The sequence below is a fragment of the Streptomyces sp. NPDC002643 genome (genome assembly GCF_053592555.1).
In genome coordinates this window covers 1-17,980 of sequence record NZ_JBSFVY010000060.1, presented here as the reverse complement: position 1 = coordinate 17,980, position 17,980 = coordinate 1, and the positions used below count along the sequence as shown (strand labels likewise).

General features: G+C 66.1%; 16 protein-coding genes and 1 pseudogene. 7 read left to right on the top strand and 10 right to left on the bottom strand.

Features of this window, described 5'->3' with window-relative positions; all coding sequences use genetic code 11:
- Positions 1 to 204: 204 nt before the first annotated feature.
- Together ACWD4G_RS44130 and ACWD4G_RS44125 are read right to left on the bottom strand one after the other, a co-directional pair.
- Complete coding sequence (locus tag ACWD4G_RS44130; RefSeq protein WP_451304123.1) at positions 205 to 1,503, bottom strand: SUKH-4 family immunity protein; 1,299 nt, start codon at positions 1,501 to 1,503, stop codon at positions 205 to 207.
- Between the two features lie 153 nt (positions 1,504 to 1,656).
- A pseudogene (locus tag ACWD4G_RS44125) lies at positions 1,657 to 1,893 on the bottom strand (winged helix-turn-helix transcriptional regulator); the annotation flags it as partial.
- 71 nt (positions 1,894 to 1,964) lie between these two features.
- Between ACWD4G_RS44125 and ACWD4G_RS44120 the strand changes: the two are divergent.
- Positions 1,965 to 2,372, top strand: coding sequence for a RidA family protein (locus tag ACWD4G_RS44120; protein ID WP_451304121.1), 408 nt, complete (start codon positions 1,965 to 1,967; stop codon positions 2,370 to 2,372).
- Positions 2,373 to 2,509: 137 nt separating this feature from the next.
- Here the strand turns inward: ACWD4G_RS44120 and ACWD4G_RS44115 are convergent, their stop codons facing one another.
- Complete coding sequence (locus ACWD4G_RS44115; protein ID WP_451304120.1) at positions 2,510 to 2,911, bottom strand: hypothetical protein; 402 nt, start codon at positions 2,909 to 2,911, stop codon at positions 2,510 to 2,512.
- A 70-nt stretch (positions 2,912 to 2,981) separates the two neighbouring features.
- Between ACWD4G_RS44115 and ACWD4G_RS44110 the strand changes: the two genes are divergently transcribed.
- The 4 genes from ACWD4G_RS44110 (at position 2,982) to ACWD4G_RS44095 (ending at position 5,544) form a co-directional block, all read left to right on the top strand.
- Positions 2,982 to 3,605, top strand: coding sequence for a TetR/AcrR family transcriptional regulator (locus ACWD4G_RS44110; RefSeq protein WP_451304161.1), 624 nt, complete (start codon positions 2,982 to 2,984; stop codon positions 3,603 to 3,605).
- Between the two features lie 158 nt (positions 3,606 to 3,763).
- Complete coding sequence (locus tag ACWD4G_RS44105) at positions 3,764 to 4,276, top strand: helix-turn-helix domain-containing protein (protein WP_451304118.1); 513 nt, start codon at positions 3,764 to 3,766, stop codon at positions 4,274 to 4,276.
- 79 nt (positions 4,277 to 4,355) lie between these two features.
- On the top strand, positions 4,356 to 5,000 hold the full coding sequence (locus tag ACWD4G_RS44100) for a hypothetical protein (RefSeq protein ID WP_451304116.1): 645 nt from the start codon (positions 4,356 to 4,358) through the stop codon (positions 4,998 to 5,000).
- 199 nt (positions 5,001 to 5,199) lie between these two features.
- Positions 5,200 to 5,544, top strand: a complete 345-nt coding sequence (locus ACWD4G_RS44095) for a DUF2516 family protein (RefSeq protein WP_451304114.1) — start codon at positions 5,200 to 5,202, stop codon at positions 5,542 to 5,544.
- Between the two features lie 67 nt (positions 5,545 to 5,611).
- Here ACWD4G_RS44095 and ACWD4G_RS44090 read toward each other — a convergent pair whose 3' ends face one another.
- From ACWD4G_RS44090 to ACWD4G_RS44080, 3 genes are all read right to left on the bottom strand, one after another.
- Positions 5,612 to 7,324 (bottom strand): PP2C family protein-serine/threonine phosphatase, encoded by a 1,713-nt coding sequence (locus ACWD4G_RS44090; protein ID WP_451304112.1) that lies wholly within the window; start codon positions 7,322 to 7,324, stop codon positions 5,612 to 5,614.
- Between the two features lie 476 nt (positions 7,325 to 7,800).
- Positions 7,801 to 8,940 (bottom strand): NlpC/P60 family protein, encoded by a 1,140-nt coding sequence (locus ACWD4G_RS44085; RefSeq protein WP_451304110.1) that lies wholly within the window; start codon positions 8,938 to 8,940, stop codon positions 7,801 to 7,803.
- Positions 8,941 to 9,248: 308 nt separating this feature from the next.
- Positions 9,249 to 10,055: a class I SAM-dependent methyltransferase gene (locus ACWD4G_RS44080; RefSeq protein WP_451304108.1), complete on the bottom strand. Its 807-nt coding sequence runs from the start codon at positions 10,053 to 10,055 to the stop codon at positions 9,249 to 9,251.
- 1,903 nt (positions 10,056 to 11,958) lie between these two features.
- On the opposite strand from ACWD4G_RS44080, the gene ACWD4G_RS44075 reads away from it, so the two are divergent.
- Positions 11,959 to 13,086 (top strand): hypothetical protein, encoded by a 1,128-nt coding sequence (locus ACWD4G_RS44075; RefSeq protein WP_451304106.1) that lies wholly within the window; start codon positions 11,959 to 11,961, stop codon positions 13,084 to 13,086.
- Between the two features lie 996 nt (positions 13,087 to 14,082).
- Here the strand turns inward: ACWD4G_RS44075 and ACWD4G_RS44070 are convergent.
- Positions 14,083 to 14,616: an HNH endonuclease signature motif containing protein gene (locus ACWD4G_RS44070; protein ID WP_451304159.1), complete on the bottom strand. Its 534-nt coding sequence runs from the start codon at positions 14,614 to 14,616 to the stop codon at positions 14,083 to 14,085.
- Positions 14,617 to 15,719: 1,103 nt separating this feature from the next.
- Between ACWD4G_RS44070 and ACWD4G_RS44065 the strand changes: the two genes are divergently transcribed.
- The gene (locus tag ACWD4G_RS44065; RefSeq protein ID WP_451304104.1) at positions 15,720 to 16,532 is read left to right on the top strand and encodes an IS5 family transposase; all 813 of its coding nucleotides are present in this window, start codon (positions 15,720 to 15,722) and stop codon (positions 16,530 to 16,532) included.
- Here ACWD4G_RS44065 and ACWD4G_RS44060 read toward each other — a convergent pair.
- The 3 genes from ACWD4G_RS44060 to ACWD4G_RS44050 all read right to left on the bottom strand — a co-directional run.
- Entirely contained in the window at positions 16,468 to 16,980 is a 513-nt protein-coding gene (locus ACWD4G_RS44060; protein ID WP_451304102.1) for a hypothetical protein, read from the bottom strand. The genes ACWD4G_RS44065 and ACWD4G_RS44060 overlap by 65 nt on opposite strands.
- 314 nt (positions 16,981 to 17,294) lie before the next feature.
- On the bottom strand, positions 17,295 to 17,687 hold the full coding sequence (locus ACWD4G_RS44055) for a hypothetical protein (RefSeq protein WP_451304100.1): 393 nt from the start codon (positions 17,685 to 17,687) through the stop codon (positions 17,295 to 17,297).
- A partial coding sequence (locus ACWD4G_RS44050) for an ATP-binding protein (protein ID WP_451304098.1) occupies positions 17,681 to 17,980 on the bottom strand: 300 nt, incomplete at its 5' end. The genes ACWD4G_RS44050 and ACWD4G_RS44055, both read right to left, overlap by 7 nt.

Below are 17,980 nucleotides of genomic sequence, written 5' to 3'. Positions count from 1 at the left end.
CTCGTCCGCCCCGGCCTCACTCGGAGGCCGGGCAACCCATCCGCTCACGGCACGAGGCCGACCCGGCAGTCATGGGAACAACAGTACGGGGTGGGGCAGGGCATGGGCGACGGGATTTCCTTGGAGCCCTGGGAACTTGAGCCCCTGGGGCCTGGACCCCTGGAACTCCGGGGGTCCAGGCCATGCCGTAGCCCTGGCCGGAGGTCAGAAGCCGTCCACGCCCAGTTCCGTGATCCCCGCGTACAGCCAGCTCCAGATCTCGCCGCTCGCCGTCTTCCGGTCGAACACGCCCGGGGCCAGTTCGTCCAGCTCCTCCAGGAACAGCCGGGTCACGTCCTCCTGCTCCCCCTCGATCGGGTAGGGGTGCCAACAGGCGTTGCTGTAGCGGTGGATGGCTTCCAGGACGCGGGTGAAGACATCGAGGCTCGGGGCGAGCGGCACGAACGTACGGTTCGTCCGGCCGTCCAGTCGGCTCCAGATGTGCAGGGAGCCGTGGAGACGGTGGAGGTACACATCGCCGTAGTCGCAACTGCCGAAGGCGATCAGGTCCTCGGACTCGCCGTTCCCGGACAGGGTGCCGTCGGCCGGTGGGCGCATGGCCTCGGGCGCGTGGGTCTCGTACTCGCCGCTGTGGCACGCCCACCAGGCGGGCACGCCGATGTCCCGCAAGTGCCTTCTGCTCTCCGGGTGTTCGAGACCTTCGGGCAGGTCGGCCTCGGGTATGCGCAGCACATGCCGTGTCCCGAAGGCGTCGTCGACACGGGCCGGGGTGAGCGGGCCGGTCGGGCGTCGGCGGTCCGGCTCGGGGCCCGGCGGTATGTCGTCGGCGGACGAGGGGTCGATGCCGTCGCCGCGCGGCCAGTCCTTCAGCACCTCCGGGTCCGTCTCCAGGAGGGCCAGGCCGTGCGCGTTCTCGACGAGATGACGGGTCCGGCCCTCCACCACGGCGATGGGGACGGCGCCTTCCCAGCTCTCCGGGGCGGTCAGACTCCAGTCGCGCACCTTGGGTGCGTCAAGGGCCTCCGGCGACCAGGGTGCTTCGGCCAGGGCCTCCTCGTCCCGGACCGACACCCTCCGGCCCGTCTCGGCGTCGAGCCAGAGCGGGCCGCGCATGTCGTCGGTCACCTCGATGAGCGCGCGGCCTTCGTACAGACGGCGGTCGATCCGGTAGTAGTCGCCGTTGAGACTCGGGTGGATCGGGAACCAGTTGGCCGGGCGCCACCACGCCCACACCGTGCGCCACGGCATGCCCGGCTCGGCCGCCGCGATCCGCTCGGCGTACTCGTCGTGCCCGGTGGCCCTCGCCGCGAAGTGCAGCCACGAGGCCCACTCGGCGACGGACACCTCCGCCGCCCCGAATACCGCCTCGGCCTGCAGAAACACCTCCCGCCCCACACCGCCGCCGCCACCCACCGGCCCGTCGAGGTGCTTGCGCACCTCCGCACGGTCGGCGGCCAACAGCCGTACGGGGTCGGCCAGTACGTCGTCCCACTTCTCACCCATGGGCCCATCCTGACACCCACCACTGACAACGCCCCGGCCGAGCACCTTCATCTGACAACGCCCCGGCCGAGCACCTTCACCGGCCTTCGTCAGCCGAAGGCGCACACGTCAGCCGAAGGCGCACACGTCAGCCGAAGGCGGACACGTCGCCGCTCAGGTGTCGAAGCGACCGCGAGCCGTCTCGATGTGGCCGAGGTAGCGGTGGGTCCAGTCGCACATGGCGTCGACCGTCGCGCGCAGGGCCCGGCCCGGCTCCGTGAGGGTGTACTCGACGCGCGGCGGCACCGTGGGGTGCACATGCCGATCGACCAGGCCGTTGCGCTCCAGCATGCGCAGGTTCTGCGTGAGCATCTTGTGGCTGACGCCCTCGACCTCGCCGCGCAACTCCGTGAGAGCACGGGGCCATCGGGCGCGGACCGCGCGGTGGCCGTCTCCCGTGCGGCGCAGGAGAGGCAGCCGTCATGGCCATCACCCTGGTGAACCCCACCGGACTCCCGACGAACCCCGTCTACCGGCAGATGTCGATCGCGTCCGGATCGAGGCTGGTCCTCCTCGCAGGCCAGGTCGCCTGGGACGCCGAGGGGAACACGGTCGGCGAGGGCGATCTCGCCGCCCAGGTCGAACAGTGCTACCTCAACATCGCCATCGCCCTCGCCGAGGCGGGCGCCACCTTCGACGACGTGGCGAAACTGACCGTCCACGTCGTCGACTGGACCCCGGACAAGATGCCCCACCTCCTCGCCGGCATCTCCCGAGCCGCGCGGAAACTGGGCACCACCCCGAACCCCCCGGCCACCCTCATCGGCGTAGCGGCCCTCCACATCCCCGAACACCTGGTGGAAATCGAAGCCACAGCCATCCTCAACTGACCGCCCGCGCCCGCATCCGCTGCGTGTGGACGGTCGTGCGCCGCCGGGGCCGGCCGCCTCACGGAAGCCGTCGAGCCCCTGCGAACCGGCCACCGCCCGCTGGGCCGGCTTCCGAGCCCAGCGGCCGACTGCCTCGCTCAACCGGAGGCGGTCCGGGCCGGCTTGGCGGCGATCAGCAGCGCGGCGAACACCAGGGGGGCGGCTGTCTGGTACCCGACCCAAACCTCGCCCCCGGCGTTGCTGCCCCGCCATGCCATCAGGGCGCCGACAAGTGCCGTCAGCACCCAGCCGCTGTCGTAGGCGACCATGAGCCGGATGTAGGTGCGCATCGATCTGCCGCGTGCATATCCGATCTCGATGCCGCCGCCGATCAGCAGGGCCACGCCTGAGACGACCATCAGCCAGGCCGGCGTGCCGAGTAACCGGCCGAGTGGCGCCGCGGCGGCGATGCAGACGGTGGCGAGCAACACCTTGAAGGCGCCATCGGCGATGGCCCCCACCGTCTGGCGGGTCAACCGCAATGCCACGACCTGGGCCATGAGGGTCCTCCTTGCAGCTCACTCCGAGCGATTCCGTAATGAGATTACGGTAATAATAAAACCTATGAGAATGACGAGAGCGGAGGCCAAGGAACGTAACCGCCGGGCCTTGCTGGACGCCGCGTTCCAGGTCGTGTCCCGGGACGGGTACCGGGCCAGGCTCGAAGAGATCGCCGAACGCGCCGAGCTGACCACCGGCGCCATCTACTCACTGTTCGGGAGCAAGAACGGACTGGTGGTCGCCCTTGTCGCCGACTGTCTGCGGCCGTACTACGAGGAGGTCGAGCAGGCGGTTCCCGCTGGACTCGATCTGCTGGAAGCCGTCGACGCCTTTGCCCGGTACTACCGGCGCGGCTGTGACGCGCCGGACGCGCTGTCTCGCCTGTCGCTCCAGATCACTCTGCTGGACATGGCCTTGCACGACCCGGACCTGGGGTCCCAGCTCGCCACGTCCGTCCGGGCGCAGGAGAACCATCTGATCGCGCTGTTCACCGGAAGACCGCACAACGGAAGCACGGTGACGTCGCAACAGGCACAACGCCTGACCACCGCGCTCAGGGCACTGTTCGTCGGCCTAAGCCAGGGCATCCCCCTCGGTCTCGCCCCCGGCGCCGACGAGCAGTACTTCGCCGACACCGCCCGCGCCCTGGCATCCGACATGTCCCTCATCGATCACGACACGGCTACTTCGTGACGGTCCAGGCGGCGCCGGGGCGCGGTGATCCAGCCGTCGTTGGGACTGGTCCGCACGCACGCACGTACGGGCGGGCGGTCGGGCGGTCGGGAGTGGTGTGACGCACTTTTGCAAGCGGGTGCTTGCAATAGTTAGCGGGGGTGGTGCATGGTGGGGGCATGGCATCGCTCAACGTCGGCAATCTCGGTGAGTACCTGCGTGAACAGCGGCGGAACGCGCAGCTGTCGCTCAGGCAGCTCGCCGATGCCGCCGGGGTGTCCAATCCGTATCTGAGTCAGATCGAGCGCGGGCTGCGCAAGCCGAGCGCGGAGGTGTTGCAGCAGGTCGCCAAGGCGCTGCGGATCTCCGCCGAGACCTTGTACGTCCGCGCCGGCATCCTCGACGCCGAGCGCGACGGCGAGGAGCGCCGGCGGGAGGACACGACCCGCACCGTCATAGCCGCCGACCCCACGCTCAACGAGCGGCAGAAGCAGGTGCTGCTCCAGATCTACGAGTCCTTCCGCAAGGAGAACGGATTCGGGACGGCGGCGGCGGGCGACTCGTCGGACTCCGATGCGGCCGAGGGCATCAAGGCGGCCGAGGAGATTGACTCCGGCGTACGGGACGACGTTCGTGATGCCCCCGAGACCGGTACCCGTACCGCCGACGGCAGCGATGTGGCACAGCCGTAGGCCCCATCAGTTTGTGTGCCCAGACGTGTGGGCCGACCCAAAAACCCTCGAACGAAAGACAACCGGGAGGACCATCACCATGGCCATCACCGACGACCTGCGCAAGACCTTCAGCGACCCGACCCCCCTCTACTTCGCCGCAGGCACCGCCGACCTCGCGCTGCAGCAGGCGAAGAAGGTGCCCGGCCTCGTCGAGCAGCTGCGGGCCGAGGCGCCGGCGCGGATCGACGCCGTACGCAACACCGACCCCAAGGCCGTTCAGGAGAAGGCGACCATCCGGGTCAAGGAGACCCAGGAGAAGGCCGCCGCCCGCGTCAAGGAGACGCAGGAGACCATCCAGACCAAGGTCACCGAGTTCATCGGCACCCTGGACACCGACTTCAAGAAGCTCGGTGAGACCGCCCAGGACCTCGCCCTGCGCAGCGTCGGCGTGGCCGCCGAGTACGCGGTGAAGGCCCGCGAGACCTACGAGCGGGTCGCCGAGCACGGTGAGCAGGCCGTGAAGACCTGGCGTGGCGAGGCCGCGGAGGAGATCGAGGAACTCGCGATCGCCGTCGAGCCGAAGGCCGAGCCGGTCGAGGTCAAGGACGAGTCCGCCGAGAAGCCTGCCGACAAGCCCGCCGAGGCCAAGGCCGCGCCCGCCCCCGCGAGGAAGACCGCCGCGAAGAAGGCCCCGGCCAAGCGCACCACCCCCGCCAAGAAGACCACGCCGCCGGCCAAGTGAGCAGGCTACGGCCGGGCGAGTAAGTCGACTAAGTACGGCCACGGTTGCTTGCGTATGCCCTGGTGGGCGGGCGGGGCGATCGTGGACGTGTGGACGGGCCGGGCACCTTTGGGGTGGTCGGCCCGTTCTACGGGTACGGTGGCCGCGTAGGAGGGCCGGATACCGGCCGGAGCGAACAGAACGGGTGGTGGTGGGCGGCATGCTGATGACGGGCTTCGTGGGCTTCTTGGGACTGCTGAAGATCGTCCTGATGGCTCTCGCCGCGTTCGGGCTGTTCGACGCCGCGTTCCGGCGTGAGGACGCGTTCCGCGCGGCGGACAAGCAGACCAAGGTGTTCTGGCTGATCATCCTCGGTCTCGCCCTGGTCGTGAGCTATCTCTTCTCGATCCTGTCGTTCCTGCCGATCCTCGGTGTCATCGCGAGCATCGTGTACATCGTGGATGTACGGCCCGCCGTCCGCCAGGTCTCGGGCGGTGGCGGAGGCGGCGGACGCCGCGGATCGAGCAGCGACGGTCCGTACGGGCCGTACAACGGAGGTCGTTGAGACCGGCCGGGAAGAGAGCGGGACTGAGGAAAGGGGCGCCCTTCAGAGGCGCCCCTTTCCTGTTCGGTCAGGCGTCGCTGTCCAGGAGGAGGACGGCCACGTCGTCGGTGAGTTCGCCGCCGTTGAGGTCGCGGACCTCGTTCACGGTGGCGCGCAGCAGGTCCTCGCCGCGCAGGTTCCGGGCGAGCTGACGGCGTACGACCTCAAGCATGCCGTCCTGGCCGAGGCGCTCCCTGCCCTCGCCGATCCGGCCCTCGATCAGGCCGTCCGTGTAGAGCATCAGGCTCCAGGCGGCGCCCAGTTCGATCCGGGTGCGGGGCCAGCGGGCCTCCGGGAGCAGACCGAGGGCGGGGCCGCCGTTGTCGTACGGCAGCATCTCGGCCTCGGGAGTGGTGCCGTCGGGGCCGGGGCGGGCGATCAGCGGGGACGGGTGGCCGGCGAGACAGAGGCCGGCGCTGCGGCGGTCGGGGGCGATGTCGACCGTGCAGAGCGTCGCGAAGATCTCGTCGCTCTCGCGCTCGTGTTCCAGGACGCGCTGGAGGGTGGAGAGCAGTTCGTCGCCAGTGAGGCCCGCGAAGGTCAGCGCCCGCCAGGCGATCCGCAGTTCCACGCCGAGCGCCGCCTCGTCGGGGCCGTGTCCGCAGACGTCGCCGATCATCACGTGGACCGTGCCGTCGGGGGTGCGGACCGTGTCGTAGAAGTCGCCGCCGAGCAGCGCGCGCGAACGGCCCGGACGGTAGCGGGCCGCGAACCGCAGTGACGAGCCCTCCAGCAGCGGGGTCGGCAGCAGGCCGCGTTCCAGGCGGGCGTTCTCCTGGGCGCGTATCCGGGACTCGGTGAGGCGGCGTTCGGCCGTGTCGGACCGCTTACGCTCCACCGCGTAGCGGATCGCGCGGCTCAGGAGCCGGCCGTCCAGTTCGTCGCGGAAGAGGTAGTCCTGTGCGCCGACCCGTACCGCCTCCGCGCCGCGCTCCGCGTCACCGGAGTCGGTGAGGGCGAGGACGGCGTGGCGGGGGGCCAGCTCCAGGACGTGCTTGAGCACGGACAACTCGACGGAGAGTTCGCCGTCGCCGTTGCCGGCTCCGGTGGTGCTGTTGTTGACGCCGTTGCCGTTGCTGTTGCTGTTGCCGTGGTCGGCGGGGTGGGGCGGGCCCGGCAGGGCCAGGTCCAGCAGGATGCAGTTCACGTCGTCGGTCAGCAGTCGCTGGGCCTCGGTGAGATTGCGCGCCGCACGCACCCGGATGGGCTTGCCCGTGGAATCCAGCAACTCCGGCACGTTGAGCGCGCCCGCCGGGTCGTCCTCGATGAGGAGAACGGTGAGGTTGGTGGGGGCGGCGGGCAGGGGGTGCCCGGGCGCCATGGCCTCTCCGGCGGGGGTGGGGGCGTCGGCCGGGCTGGCCGCGCCGGTCTCGGCCGTGCGCGTTTCGGCGGTCGTGCCGGTGCCGGTCGCCCCGATGTCGGTCGAACCGCTCCTGGCTCTGCCGGTCCCGGTCGTACCGGCCTCAGCCGTGCCAGCCTCAGCTGTGCCGGCCTCAGCCGTAGCCGTCCCGGTCGTGCCGGTAGAGGACGTGGAGCCGTCGGCGGGAGCCTTGGCCGAGGTCGCCGAGGTCGCCGACGTGGCCGGGTCGGCCGACGTGGCTGATGCGGCCGAGGCGGCTGAGGTGGCCGAAGTGTTCATGGCGGCCCCCTCTCCGGTTGGGACGCTGGGCGCGGACACGGCGTGTGCCTGACCACTCTCCGCGGCCGGGACCGGTCTCTGCCGCGGTACGGGTACGGGCATCGTCTTGGGTTCCTTCCCTCCCCCCGAGGGCACGGCGGGCCGAGGACCTCGACCCGTTCCCCGGAACTCGCCGTCGTGCGAGCAGGGGATGCCCGGTGCGGGGACCTTAGCGTCAGGCGCCGCCGCAACGGAATGCTTGGCGGGCCGCCGGGCAGCAATCGGCCACAGTCATATGCCGCATCCTGTACCGCACTTGGACATGGCAGGGCTTTCCCTTGAGATGACGAATGTCACGCGGGAAGGGTTGATCCCCAGGGGAAAGGTGGCGAGAGTCACGTGCGATGGGTCACGGGCTGACTCGGGGTGAGTCCCGGGAGGCTTTCGAGCCGCCGGCCACATCCACAGGGGCGCGGGGAACTGCGCGACAAACCACAACGAACCCGCGCACAAGGAGCGCACCGAGACCGCCCCCTCATCCCCCAGCGGGGGTCTGGGGGCGGCAGCCCCCAGAAAAACCGGCACCCCACAGCGGAGCGTCACGCGTCGGGTCGTACGACCCCAAGGATCGGCATCGAACCCGCCCCCGCGAGCGTCACCGTACGACCGGGGCGCGGGGCGTGGATGATCGAACCGTCGCCCATGTACATCGCCACATGGCTGGCGTCGGAGTTGTAGATGATCAGGTCCCCGGGGCGCATGTCCTTGATGTCGATGTGCTCCAGCTGCTTCCACTGCTCCTGTGAGGTACGGGGTATGACCACACCGGCGGCGGCCCACGCCTGGCTGGTGAGGCCGGAGCAGTCGTAGGTGTCGGGACCCTCGGCGCCCCATTCATACGGCTTGCCCATTTGGTCCGTCGCGAACTTCACGGCCTTCTTGCCCGACTCGGACGCGCTGCCGTTGATCTCGTCGAGAATGCCGGAGCCGAGCCACTCGGCCTGCGCCTGCTGCGCGGCCTGCTTCTCCAACTCGGCCAGCCGCTCCCGCTCGTCGTCCTCCAGCTCCGATTCCAGTTCCTCGGCGGCGGAGATCTGCTTCTCGATCTTCTTCTTGGCCTTCTCCTTGGCCTTGCGGTTGGCCTCCAGCTTCTCCCAGCGGGCGTTGGCGTCCTGTGAGTACTGCTTCAGGTCCTGCTGCGTCCTGTTCATCTCGGCGAGCAGACCCTTGGTCGCCAACTGCCCCTGGCGCAGCCGGTCCGCGCCCTCCAGGAAGTCCTGGGGGTTCTCACTCAGCCACAGCTGCACCTCGGGAGGGAGGGCGGCGCCCCGGTACTGCGCCCGGGCGGCGGCGCCGATCAGGTCCTGCAATTCGTCCAGTTTCTCCTGGCCCTCGACGATCTCGTGGGCCAGATCGACGATCTCGGCGGACTGCTTGTCGGCCTTCTCCTCCGCCGCGTTGTACGCGTCCGTCGCGACCGCCGCGTCGTGGTAGAGGCCCTCCAGCTTGGTGCGCACCTTCTCCAACTCCTCGTTCGTCACGGGAGCGGACGAGGAGTCCGTACCGGTACCGGACGGCGAGGGTGTCGGGGTGGGGGTGGGTGAGGGCGTGGCCGGCGCGGGTGTCGGCTCGGTGGGTATGGCCTGGCTCGCGTACGCCGTCATCGGTGCGCCCAGTACGGTCACCGCGCAGACCACGGCCACGGCCGCCATGGTCAGGCTCCGCTTGCCGGCTCCCATGCCCCTTGCCCCCAAACTCACCTGAACAGAAAAAAACCAACCGAACAGAACTGGTTAACCGTCAGTAACTTCCCGTCGCCCGGGTGATCGTGTCATGTCGTCGCTGATCGCGACAGAGGCGGGCAAGAACTCCCTCCCCTTCGCCCCCGCTTCGTTCCCCCTCGGCCCCCCTTCCGCTTCCCTTCGTGTCCACTCGCATGACAGCGCCCCTGAGTGTGTGACGAACGCCGCGGCCCAATTGTTCCCGTGCGTCACGGAAAAGTCGCGGAGTGTCACCACTCCCCCCTGTGGAGGCCGAGTTGAGTGGCTCACCGCCGCGGTGCCAACGCCTCCCACGCCACCGTCACTTCGCCCTGACGCCAACGGGTCGGCCCGTCCTGGACCGGCCAGTCGGCGGTCAGCGCGCGGACCGTACGAATCCACCGCTGACGGGCACCGTACGAGGCGTACGGCGCGGCGGCGGCCCAGGCGCGGTCGAAGTCACGGAGGAACGCGTGAACCGGCTCACCGGGGACATTGCGGTGGATAAGGGCCTTCGGAAGGCGCTCGGCCAGATCGGAGGGCCGCTCCAGCGACCCGAGCCGCGTGGCGAAGGTGACCGTACGGGGCCCCTCCGCCCCCAGGGCGACCCACACATGCCGCCGCCCGATCTCATCACAGGTCCCCTCCACCAACAGCCCGCCGGAAGAAGGGCGGGCGGCCGACGCCGGCTCCAGCCGGGCGCACAACCGCTCCCACACCGCCGCGACCTCGTCCTCGTCATACTGCCGCAGCACGTTCGCCGCCCGGATCAGCGTCGGCCGCCCCGGCACCGGCACCTCGAAACCCCCGTGCCGAAAGCCCAGCCCCTCACACTCGTACGCCTTCGCCGCCGCGACCCGCGCCGGATCGATCTCGACCCCGACGACCTCCGTACGGGGCGCTACCGCACGCAACCGCCGCAACAACTCGACCGCCGTCCAGGGAGCGGCCCCATACCCGAGATCCACAGCGACCGGGGCAACGGCCCGACGAAGCTCCACCCCATGCGTGGCGGCGATCCAGCGATCCATACGACGAAGCCGATTGGGATGGGTGGTACCTCGGGTGACGGTACCGATGGGACGCGGAGCCATGCCGACGAGCGTAAACGCCCCAAACCCACACCCCGACGCCCAGCCCGCCCTCCCCACACACCAAAGCCCCCGCCCTACCGAGTAATGGCGGAACGGGGGCTGGGGCCGGAGGCTTTCAGGCGGGCGTCCGCCTACTTCTTCTTCCCCTGGGTCTTGCGGGGGATCTTGGTGAGCTGGGTTTTTGCTGGTCAGGGGTGGTGGGGGCGTGCGGCTGGTGGTCGTCGTTGGTCGTCATTGGCCACTGGTGAGCGGCCTCGGACGGCCCAGGGACGGCCCAGCCTTATCGGATGCAGGGCCGCGCTCGGCTGACGGCGGGCACCTTCGATGCGGCCCGTCTGGACCTCAGCCGACGACAGCCAGCCACGATGGCGGGAGCGCCGACCGATCAGGCGCGCGTGTGCCTCGCTGTACCCCCACCGGCCTCAGCCGCGCTGCCAATGCCGTCGACCAGAGCAAGCCGCGACCGCTGGTCCGTGACCACGGCTCCGGAGCCCTCAGCTTGGAAAGCTGCGTCTATCCGGAGCCTGCTTGCGCGCTGACCTGGTTGTATGGTCGCTTCATGGCCTCTTCGGGCTCGGCTGCTTTCTCTGTGATTCTCGGCTGCTCCCCGCTCGATCTGGTGCGGTTGTGGTGCGGCTTTGTCACAACGTCATAGGAAGAGCCGCCCACAGACCTAGATGAGTCCTTGGAGCGCCGCCACGAGGTTGAACACTGCCGGCAACACAAAGATGCCGCCCACACCGATCCACACGCACCCGGCGGTTCGGTGGCCGCGGCTTGGTAGCGGCGGTGAGACCAGCCGATCGGCAGTTCTCATCGTCTCGTTCGGGGCGAGCAGACTGCGCCCGGTACGGCGCTGCCTCCGCCCCACCCATATGAAGAAGACCGCAGACGCGGCCGTGAAGACCGCCAGTTGGAGGTGCTCACCCGGCGAATCAGCGCCAGCAAGCGTCACGGCCATGTACGACACAACATCTCCCCCCACAGGATCACGGTGTGTGGATCACCTTACGACGGCTCAACCATGTCAAGCGGGTTGGGCGCCGCCACGGCTGCCCTCTCCACACGCTTTCCAACTGTGGTGGCGGTGCCAGGGGCCTCGGACGGGGCCGTTCACCTGCGTTCATGGCCGTCCGGTCGTGGGAGCGGCTACCGCCGTCGATCTCGCCTGAACGAACGTGAACGGCGCTGAATGAGACGGAAACTGAGACGGACGTGCGGTTGGGGGGAGGCTCGAACCTTCCCCAGGCGGGATGAGGCGATCGGCGTCCTCCGCGTCGTCCACGTGTCCATGGGTGTCGACGGTGATGGGGGTGGCTCGCCTTCGGCGGTTACGAGTCATGCGAGTACCAGCTCGGTCAGTGGTGTGCTGTCTGGGCCTTCGTCCTTCCAGCACGCTCGCCACCCACTGCCGGGCACGGTTCGCCCGATCATCGTTTCGGAACCGGTGAAGATCGCGAGCCATCTCGTCCCGTTGAAGTAATGCTTGCAGTCATCGTCCATGACGGCAGCGGGCGGCCTCGTCGTGGAGGTGACCGACCTTGGTGACTTGATGAGATCTCAGCCGGGAAATCGCGATCATCTGGGGCTGCTTCCCAGGCTGACCTGCGCGGATGACTGCTCCACGGTCTTGGGGCTGGCTAGTCACCGTGGTTCCCCGCAGGCATTCTCCGGACTCGGGAAGCGGCGCTGATGTCATCAGCCAATCCTTCCGCGAGACGGAAACCGTGCCCTCGGAGACTTAAGAGTGAGCCACACCATGAGCGAGGGGGCGAACGGATCGAAGAAGCATGCCACTCTAGCGATGATGTTCGATTGCTTCTGGTGAGGCGACAGAGCAAAATTGATCTGCGCTGGAGGGCGATAGCAGGGGGTTCTGGCGCTGTCTCGGTAGGGTGAGGGTATGGGGACGGACAGCCGCGCTTTTGGATCATGGCGCCTGCAAGGTGGGCGCTATGAGCAACCAGGCTTGCCTGTTGAGGTCCTGGCTGAGTTCGCCAGGTATGAACGCTTGGTGGTGGACGTGGCTCGGGGGCTCTATAAGAAGCGTCATGCATCGCGCCAGCGTGTTCCCAGAGGCTTCGCCTCCTCCTTCTCGCTTCGCCTCTCCGATATCCGCAGAGGGAGCGTAATTCCGGTCCTGGAGAGGACCGCAGTTGATGCTGATGCACTTTTCGATGATCGCGATGCTGGAATCTTCGAAGAGGCTCGGATGGTCATTCAAGATGCCCTTCGATCGATCCAGGATGGGTCGGGTATTCCGCGAACATTTCCGCCACATGCGTTGCGAGAGTTTTCGCGTTTCGGAAGAAGTCTGCGGGATGATGAGCTCATCGAGTTCGACAGCGGAACTTCCAGCGCTGTCATTTATTCGCAACCTGTCCGCCGCCAAATCCAGGAACAGGCACGCCTTGAAAGATTCGAAATCGAAACCCTAGTCTCGGGCCAGGTCGTTGGGGTTAGTGCGGATAAGGGTATCTTCGAATTTCGCCTCACCCGGGGTGACAAGGTGGTTCCAGGACGCTTCTCTTCGGACGATATTGTTGCGGATCTAAAGCAATATCTAGATCGTTCTACGATGGCTCCGACTGTCGCCATTAATGCTGTGGCTATTCAGTCGATGAATGAAGAGATCATCGAGATTCAAGACGTCCTGTCCATTGAGCCGGTTCTTCCTCCTGAGTGGTCGGAACGCCTTGCTGAACTTCACGATCTCGAAGCTGGCTGGCTAGATGGAGTGGGGAAACAGGTAAGCCGCAAGGTTCTTCGTGAAGTTGAGTCGCTGCTGCTTGAATTCCTGGACGAGCAAGTCCAGCGCCCCTTTATCTACCCGACAGAAGAGGGCGGCGTACAACTAGAGTGGCCTTATTCGACGGGTGAAGTAACGCTGAGTATTACGCCGGATGAGAAAGTAGAGGCTTTCGCATTCTCCAAGGAAGATGACCGGGAGAATGATCGGACCTTCCACTGGCGACAGCTGAGCGAGATTGCAGAGTTCGTGATCGGGGGGATCATCGAATATGCCGACTGATGGCTCGAACCTTCGTCCTGGTGAGTTCGAGATAACAGATATGGAAGAGAAGCTCTGGCGCCAAGTTCATCCTATCTGGATCCATGAAGGACGGGTCACCAGTCAACTGTTCAGTCCCACGCCTAAGGACTCGGGTGAACTCTCCGTGACGAGAGCTTCAGTGGTCACTGCCGAGGCTAGCCATCAGCACCACACCGAGATAATGGGGCTGAAGTCTATAGGCGTCTATTGCGTGGACGTTGCCGAGGTGCAAGATGTGGGCCTTAATGCGGTAGACGATTCCCAAGTCGACGATGGTGTGGAACGTCCTCCAGGGCACGCATTTGTCGACTTCAAGGCTGTACCGGCCGTAAAGCAACAGAAGAGGCGCGCAAGCGCATTGCGTGATAAGGCTGAGAAGCGCGGTTGGCAGCACGGTCCGACCGCTTGAGGTTTGTTCGGAAAGTGGCGCGCTGATTGACAGTTAGCGCTTCTGGACTTTGGTATAGCGACTTCATGGGTCTGCCTATAGGCTGCTCGCCGGGTCATGAATCCGGACTGGGGCGTCTGCAACTCAGCCGACGACAGTCGGCTACAACGGTGGGTGCTTCGGCCGATCAGGCGAACGTGCGCCAGGGTGCATCCATCACTGGGCTCTAGCCGCGTTGTTAGCGGGCATCTGACAGAGTAGGCCGCGCCGGCGGAAGCGTAGCGGTGGGCCCTGAGATGATGGCACCTTGAGACTTTTGGAGAATGAAGACCTTTGCCGCTTCATACAGGTTCCCCAGATAAGTGGGAACGTGTATGAAGCGAGGAGTGAGGTCAGCCGATCCTTATTCAGTGAGTCAAGCGTTGAAAACTGCGATCAGTAGCCGAATCCAGCAATCAGCGGAACACAGGAAGCCCACGGCTCTGATCAGTTCAGATGCCGTGGGATAATGTCATTCATTATCTGCTTACGTTGGACAGAGTAGAACTTCCTCAGACTTTGATTCGTGCCAAGTGGATTGCGTACCCTTACTTAATGTGCATAGGGGCAGCGCCGGAATCTCGCCACACGTTTACAAGGCGGGAACCGATCTCTGTCAGGCACCAGGTATCCATTGACTCCTCTGAATCTTCGGACCCGGCGTCCATCATTTTGATGTAGCCATCCGATTCGAGAGAACGCAAGGAATCTCGCGCGCTGCTTGCATAAAGAAAATGGGTACTTGTGTTTTCTGAAAATACCCAAAGCAAGATATACTCGGCGCGAGTATATCTCTTGAGAGTCCATGCAAGGCGCGCTTTGGTTAGGCGAATTTCACGCTCTGGAAAGTCTCCTGTGTCAAACTCCCTGTGGTGGTTTGGGCATAGGTAGATAAGATTGCCAAAGTCGTTTCCTCCTCCCTTCTTGGAAGGTGTGATGTGCGCCAACTCAATAGTTGTACTCTGGCAGTAGCGGATGGGACACTTTCCGTCGACCTCCCGTCGAAGATCTATTTTGAGTCTGGTTGAAGTAGCTCGGCTAATCCTGGATGCTAGTACTCGCGTGGCGGCTGGCGATGTCATCTCAAGGGGCGCCGTATTTTCGCTCGTGATGATATCGCTGTGGTCTGTAAATTCGTCATGACTTGCCAGGGAAGAGTCTGCCAGGAGAATCCACAGAGAGTGAAATTTCTGAGCCACTTTTCGAGGTTCGGGTCTGGTTACATCCAACGACGCTAGTACGAGTACTAGGGCTTCCATCTTGCGCCATCTTGGAATTGATTTACCGGACAGGATGTTAGAAGCCCCCTGATGTGAAATCACATCGCAGTTGTCGCCGAGATGGATTGATGCGTTGCTGATGGATTTTATTCCTGGGAATCCTGCTCGCCTGTAGAGTTCGTGAAGTTTAATCAATAGATCTCGATGTGCACCGGCAGGTAAATCTTTCTCGTTGGGAAGTCGAATCATGCTCGCCCCTGGATGAGTCATCGGTGTCTAGTGGGGTCAAGTATGGCAAACCAGGAGGGGAATCCTCCACGTCTAATAGGGTCAACTTAGGTCAATACTCTTCCACTTGCGGCCCTCCGCATGGGGAGGGCGAAAGGCTGGTGCAGGGTCAAGGCGGCCCAATCGAACAAGTGATGTGGAGAGTAGGAACATGAAGAGGGTCATGCCGCTGATCAAGATCATCATTGGCGCTGTGGTCGCGGGTCTCACGCGTGCCTTCGTGGCAGAGGAGTTGGACTCTCAGGAGTAGGTGCCGAGGTCGGTGGAGCGGCTTTGGGGTGGCGCTGCTTTGGCGCGAGTGATCATGGCCCCGTAAGCTTCCGGCGCGTCGGGCAGTCTGTGGACCTGCCCGGTAAAGCACGACGTTGGGGCCATGATCTTCGAGGCTCGCGCCAAAGTGGCTCCGTAACTGCCTGTTCTCTATCCGCTCGTGTGGTCGGTGTGGTTCGAACAGAGTGCTGGATCGGGTGAGTTGAGCGGTGTTGAGGCATGAAGGAAGGGCCTCTTGGTAGCTCGCGGTTGTCGAATCCAGCGAATTGCAAGAGGCCCTGGTGTTGAAGTGTTGCGTGGTGGTGGCCGACGGGTCCAGTCCGGCCACCCCTGGGTGTGACTGTCTCGCTCACCGGTTCGGGAACGCGGCTGACCGGCCGGGCCGGCGGCCACGGTACGGCTCCGACATGAGCGATACGGAGTGGGCCCTGGTGCGGGATCTGCTGCCGGTGCCGGGGTGGATGGCGGGCCGGGGCGGCCGTCCGGAGGGGTATTGTCACCGCCAGATGATCGACGCGGTGCGCTACCTCGTCGACAACGGCATCAAGTGGCGGGCGATGCCTGCGGACGTTCCGCCCTGGCCTCGCGTGTATGCCTTCTTCGCACGCTGGCGGGATACCGGGCTGGCGGCCGAGCTGCACGACCGGCTGCGCGGAGCCGTCCGTGACGCTGAGGGCCGCGAGGAGGAGCCGAGCGCGGGCGTGGTGGACTCCCAGTCGGTGAAGGCAGACTCCACCGTCACCCTCGCTTCACGGGGCTTCGATGCCGGGAAGAAGATCAACGGACGCAAACGGCACCTGCTCACCGACACGCTCGGACTCCTTTTGGCCGTGCTGGTCACGCCGGCGTCCACGACCGACCGGGACGCCGCCCGCATCCTGCTGCCCGCAGCAAAGAAGCGCTTGCGGCGGCTTGCGCGGATCTGGGCCGACGGCGGCTACCGCGGCCATCTCCAGGACTGGGCTGCCCAGCACCTCAGACTCGTTCTCGATGTCGTCCGCCGCAGCGATGACGTCAGTGGCTTTGAGGTCCTGCCCCGCCGTTGGGTGGTGGAAAGATCCTTCGCCTGGTTCCTGCGCAGCCGGCGCCTGGTCCGTGACTACGAACGGCGCACCGACACCAGCGAAACCGTCATCCTGTGGTCGATGACCGCACTCATGAGCCGCCGCCTGGCCGCTCAGCACCAGCACCAGGAACTCGTTCCGGCGCGGGCGGCATGAACCTGCCCGGCTTTTCCTCCACCAGCCAGCCCCGCTCCACCAGCCGCTTCAGACGAGCCCTTGCGCCCTCGACCCGGGAGACGGACGCACTGTCCCAGCCCAGCACCACCGCTGCCCGCCGGGCACCCAGCCCGTCTTCTCCCGCCTCCAGGGCGGCGGCCATCAACGCCTGGTAGTCCACGGACAGGTCCTCGACCCCGGCCGCGTTCTCCCGATGCGGCACCGCGCGTCGCGGTCCCACCGGTTTCCTCCGCGACACCTCGCCGACCACCACGGTCGGTGCTCCCTCCTCGGCCAGCGCCTCCAGATACTGCTCCAGACCGATCGCCCTTCGCCTGAGGACTTCTTCAGCGTCCGCCAAGTCCGCCCGCACCCGTTCCAGCTCGGCCTCCAACTCCTCAACCCGCGCCACCGCGGCCTTCCGCCGCCCTTCCAGAACCGCGCGCATCGACGGCATCCGACACCCCCACGGCAACTCGATCAGCAACGAGCCGAGGCTTCCGTGACAGCTGCAATCCCATGTCGGACCAGCGAAATCCGCACACGAGGTTCGGAAAGAGAACGACCTCTAAAGCCGTGGAACCGACCGCCCCAGCCGCGACGTACCCCTTCTCTGGCCTCAGGCGGCGGACTGCTCAGTGCGCGGCACGGACACCGGCCGGGCTGGAGCGGGGCGGAGACAGGAGCGCAGGCCCGGCCGGGGGCCGGGCCGCGCGCGGGGAGCGGAGCGAGCCGCCTTGAACCAGTAGAGAAAGTTGTAACTCAGTCGGTCTGCTGGGGCGGCTGGGGTTTGAATTGGTATGCACAAGCGGGGAGTTCGCCACCTTGGCGGTGTGCGAGGGGCAGGAAGATCACGGGGTGGATCGTCCATGTGATGCGGGTGGTGGCGTTGGTGACCGATACCGTGCAGGGTTCGTGCCGTAGGAGGGCGCGTCGGGTGTCTATGCGGGCGTCGTACAGCCAGTGCCATGCCTGTTGGGATGCCTCCGGGTCGAAGGCTGGTGAGATGGTGCGGAGTGCGACGGCAACCCATCGGTCTGCCTGGGGTGCCGAGTAGGCGTCGAACGATCCTTGGAACGTCAACTCGTCCTCGTTGGTGAGGTCTTCTGTCCAGCATTCGCACCAGTAGCCCTGGCGGGCTTCGCTGTTCAGCACAGGTGGTCTCCCGGTCGGGTGCCGGTGAACAGTTCCGCGGTGACGGTGTAGCCGCTCTTGCTGCCGTGGATGACGACCCGGTGGGCGAGTGCGGTGACCATGCCCAGGCCCCTGCCGTGCTCGGCCTCCTGGTCGTGGTGCTCGACTTTGGGGGCCGTGGCGGTTCCTCCGCCGTCCGTCACGGACAGGGCGATGAACTGTGGGGAGACGGCGAGGGCCAGGTGGAAGCGGCCGGATTCCAGGCCGCTTGCGGTGTGGAGGATGGCGTTCGCGCTCAGTTCGCTCACGATCAG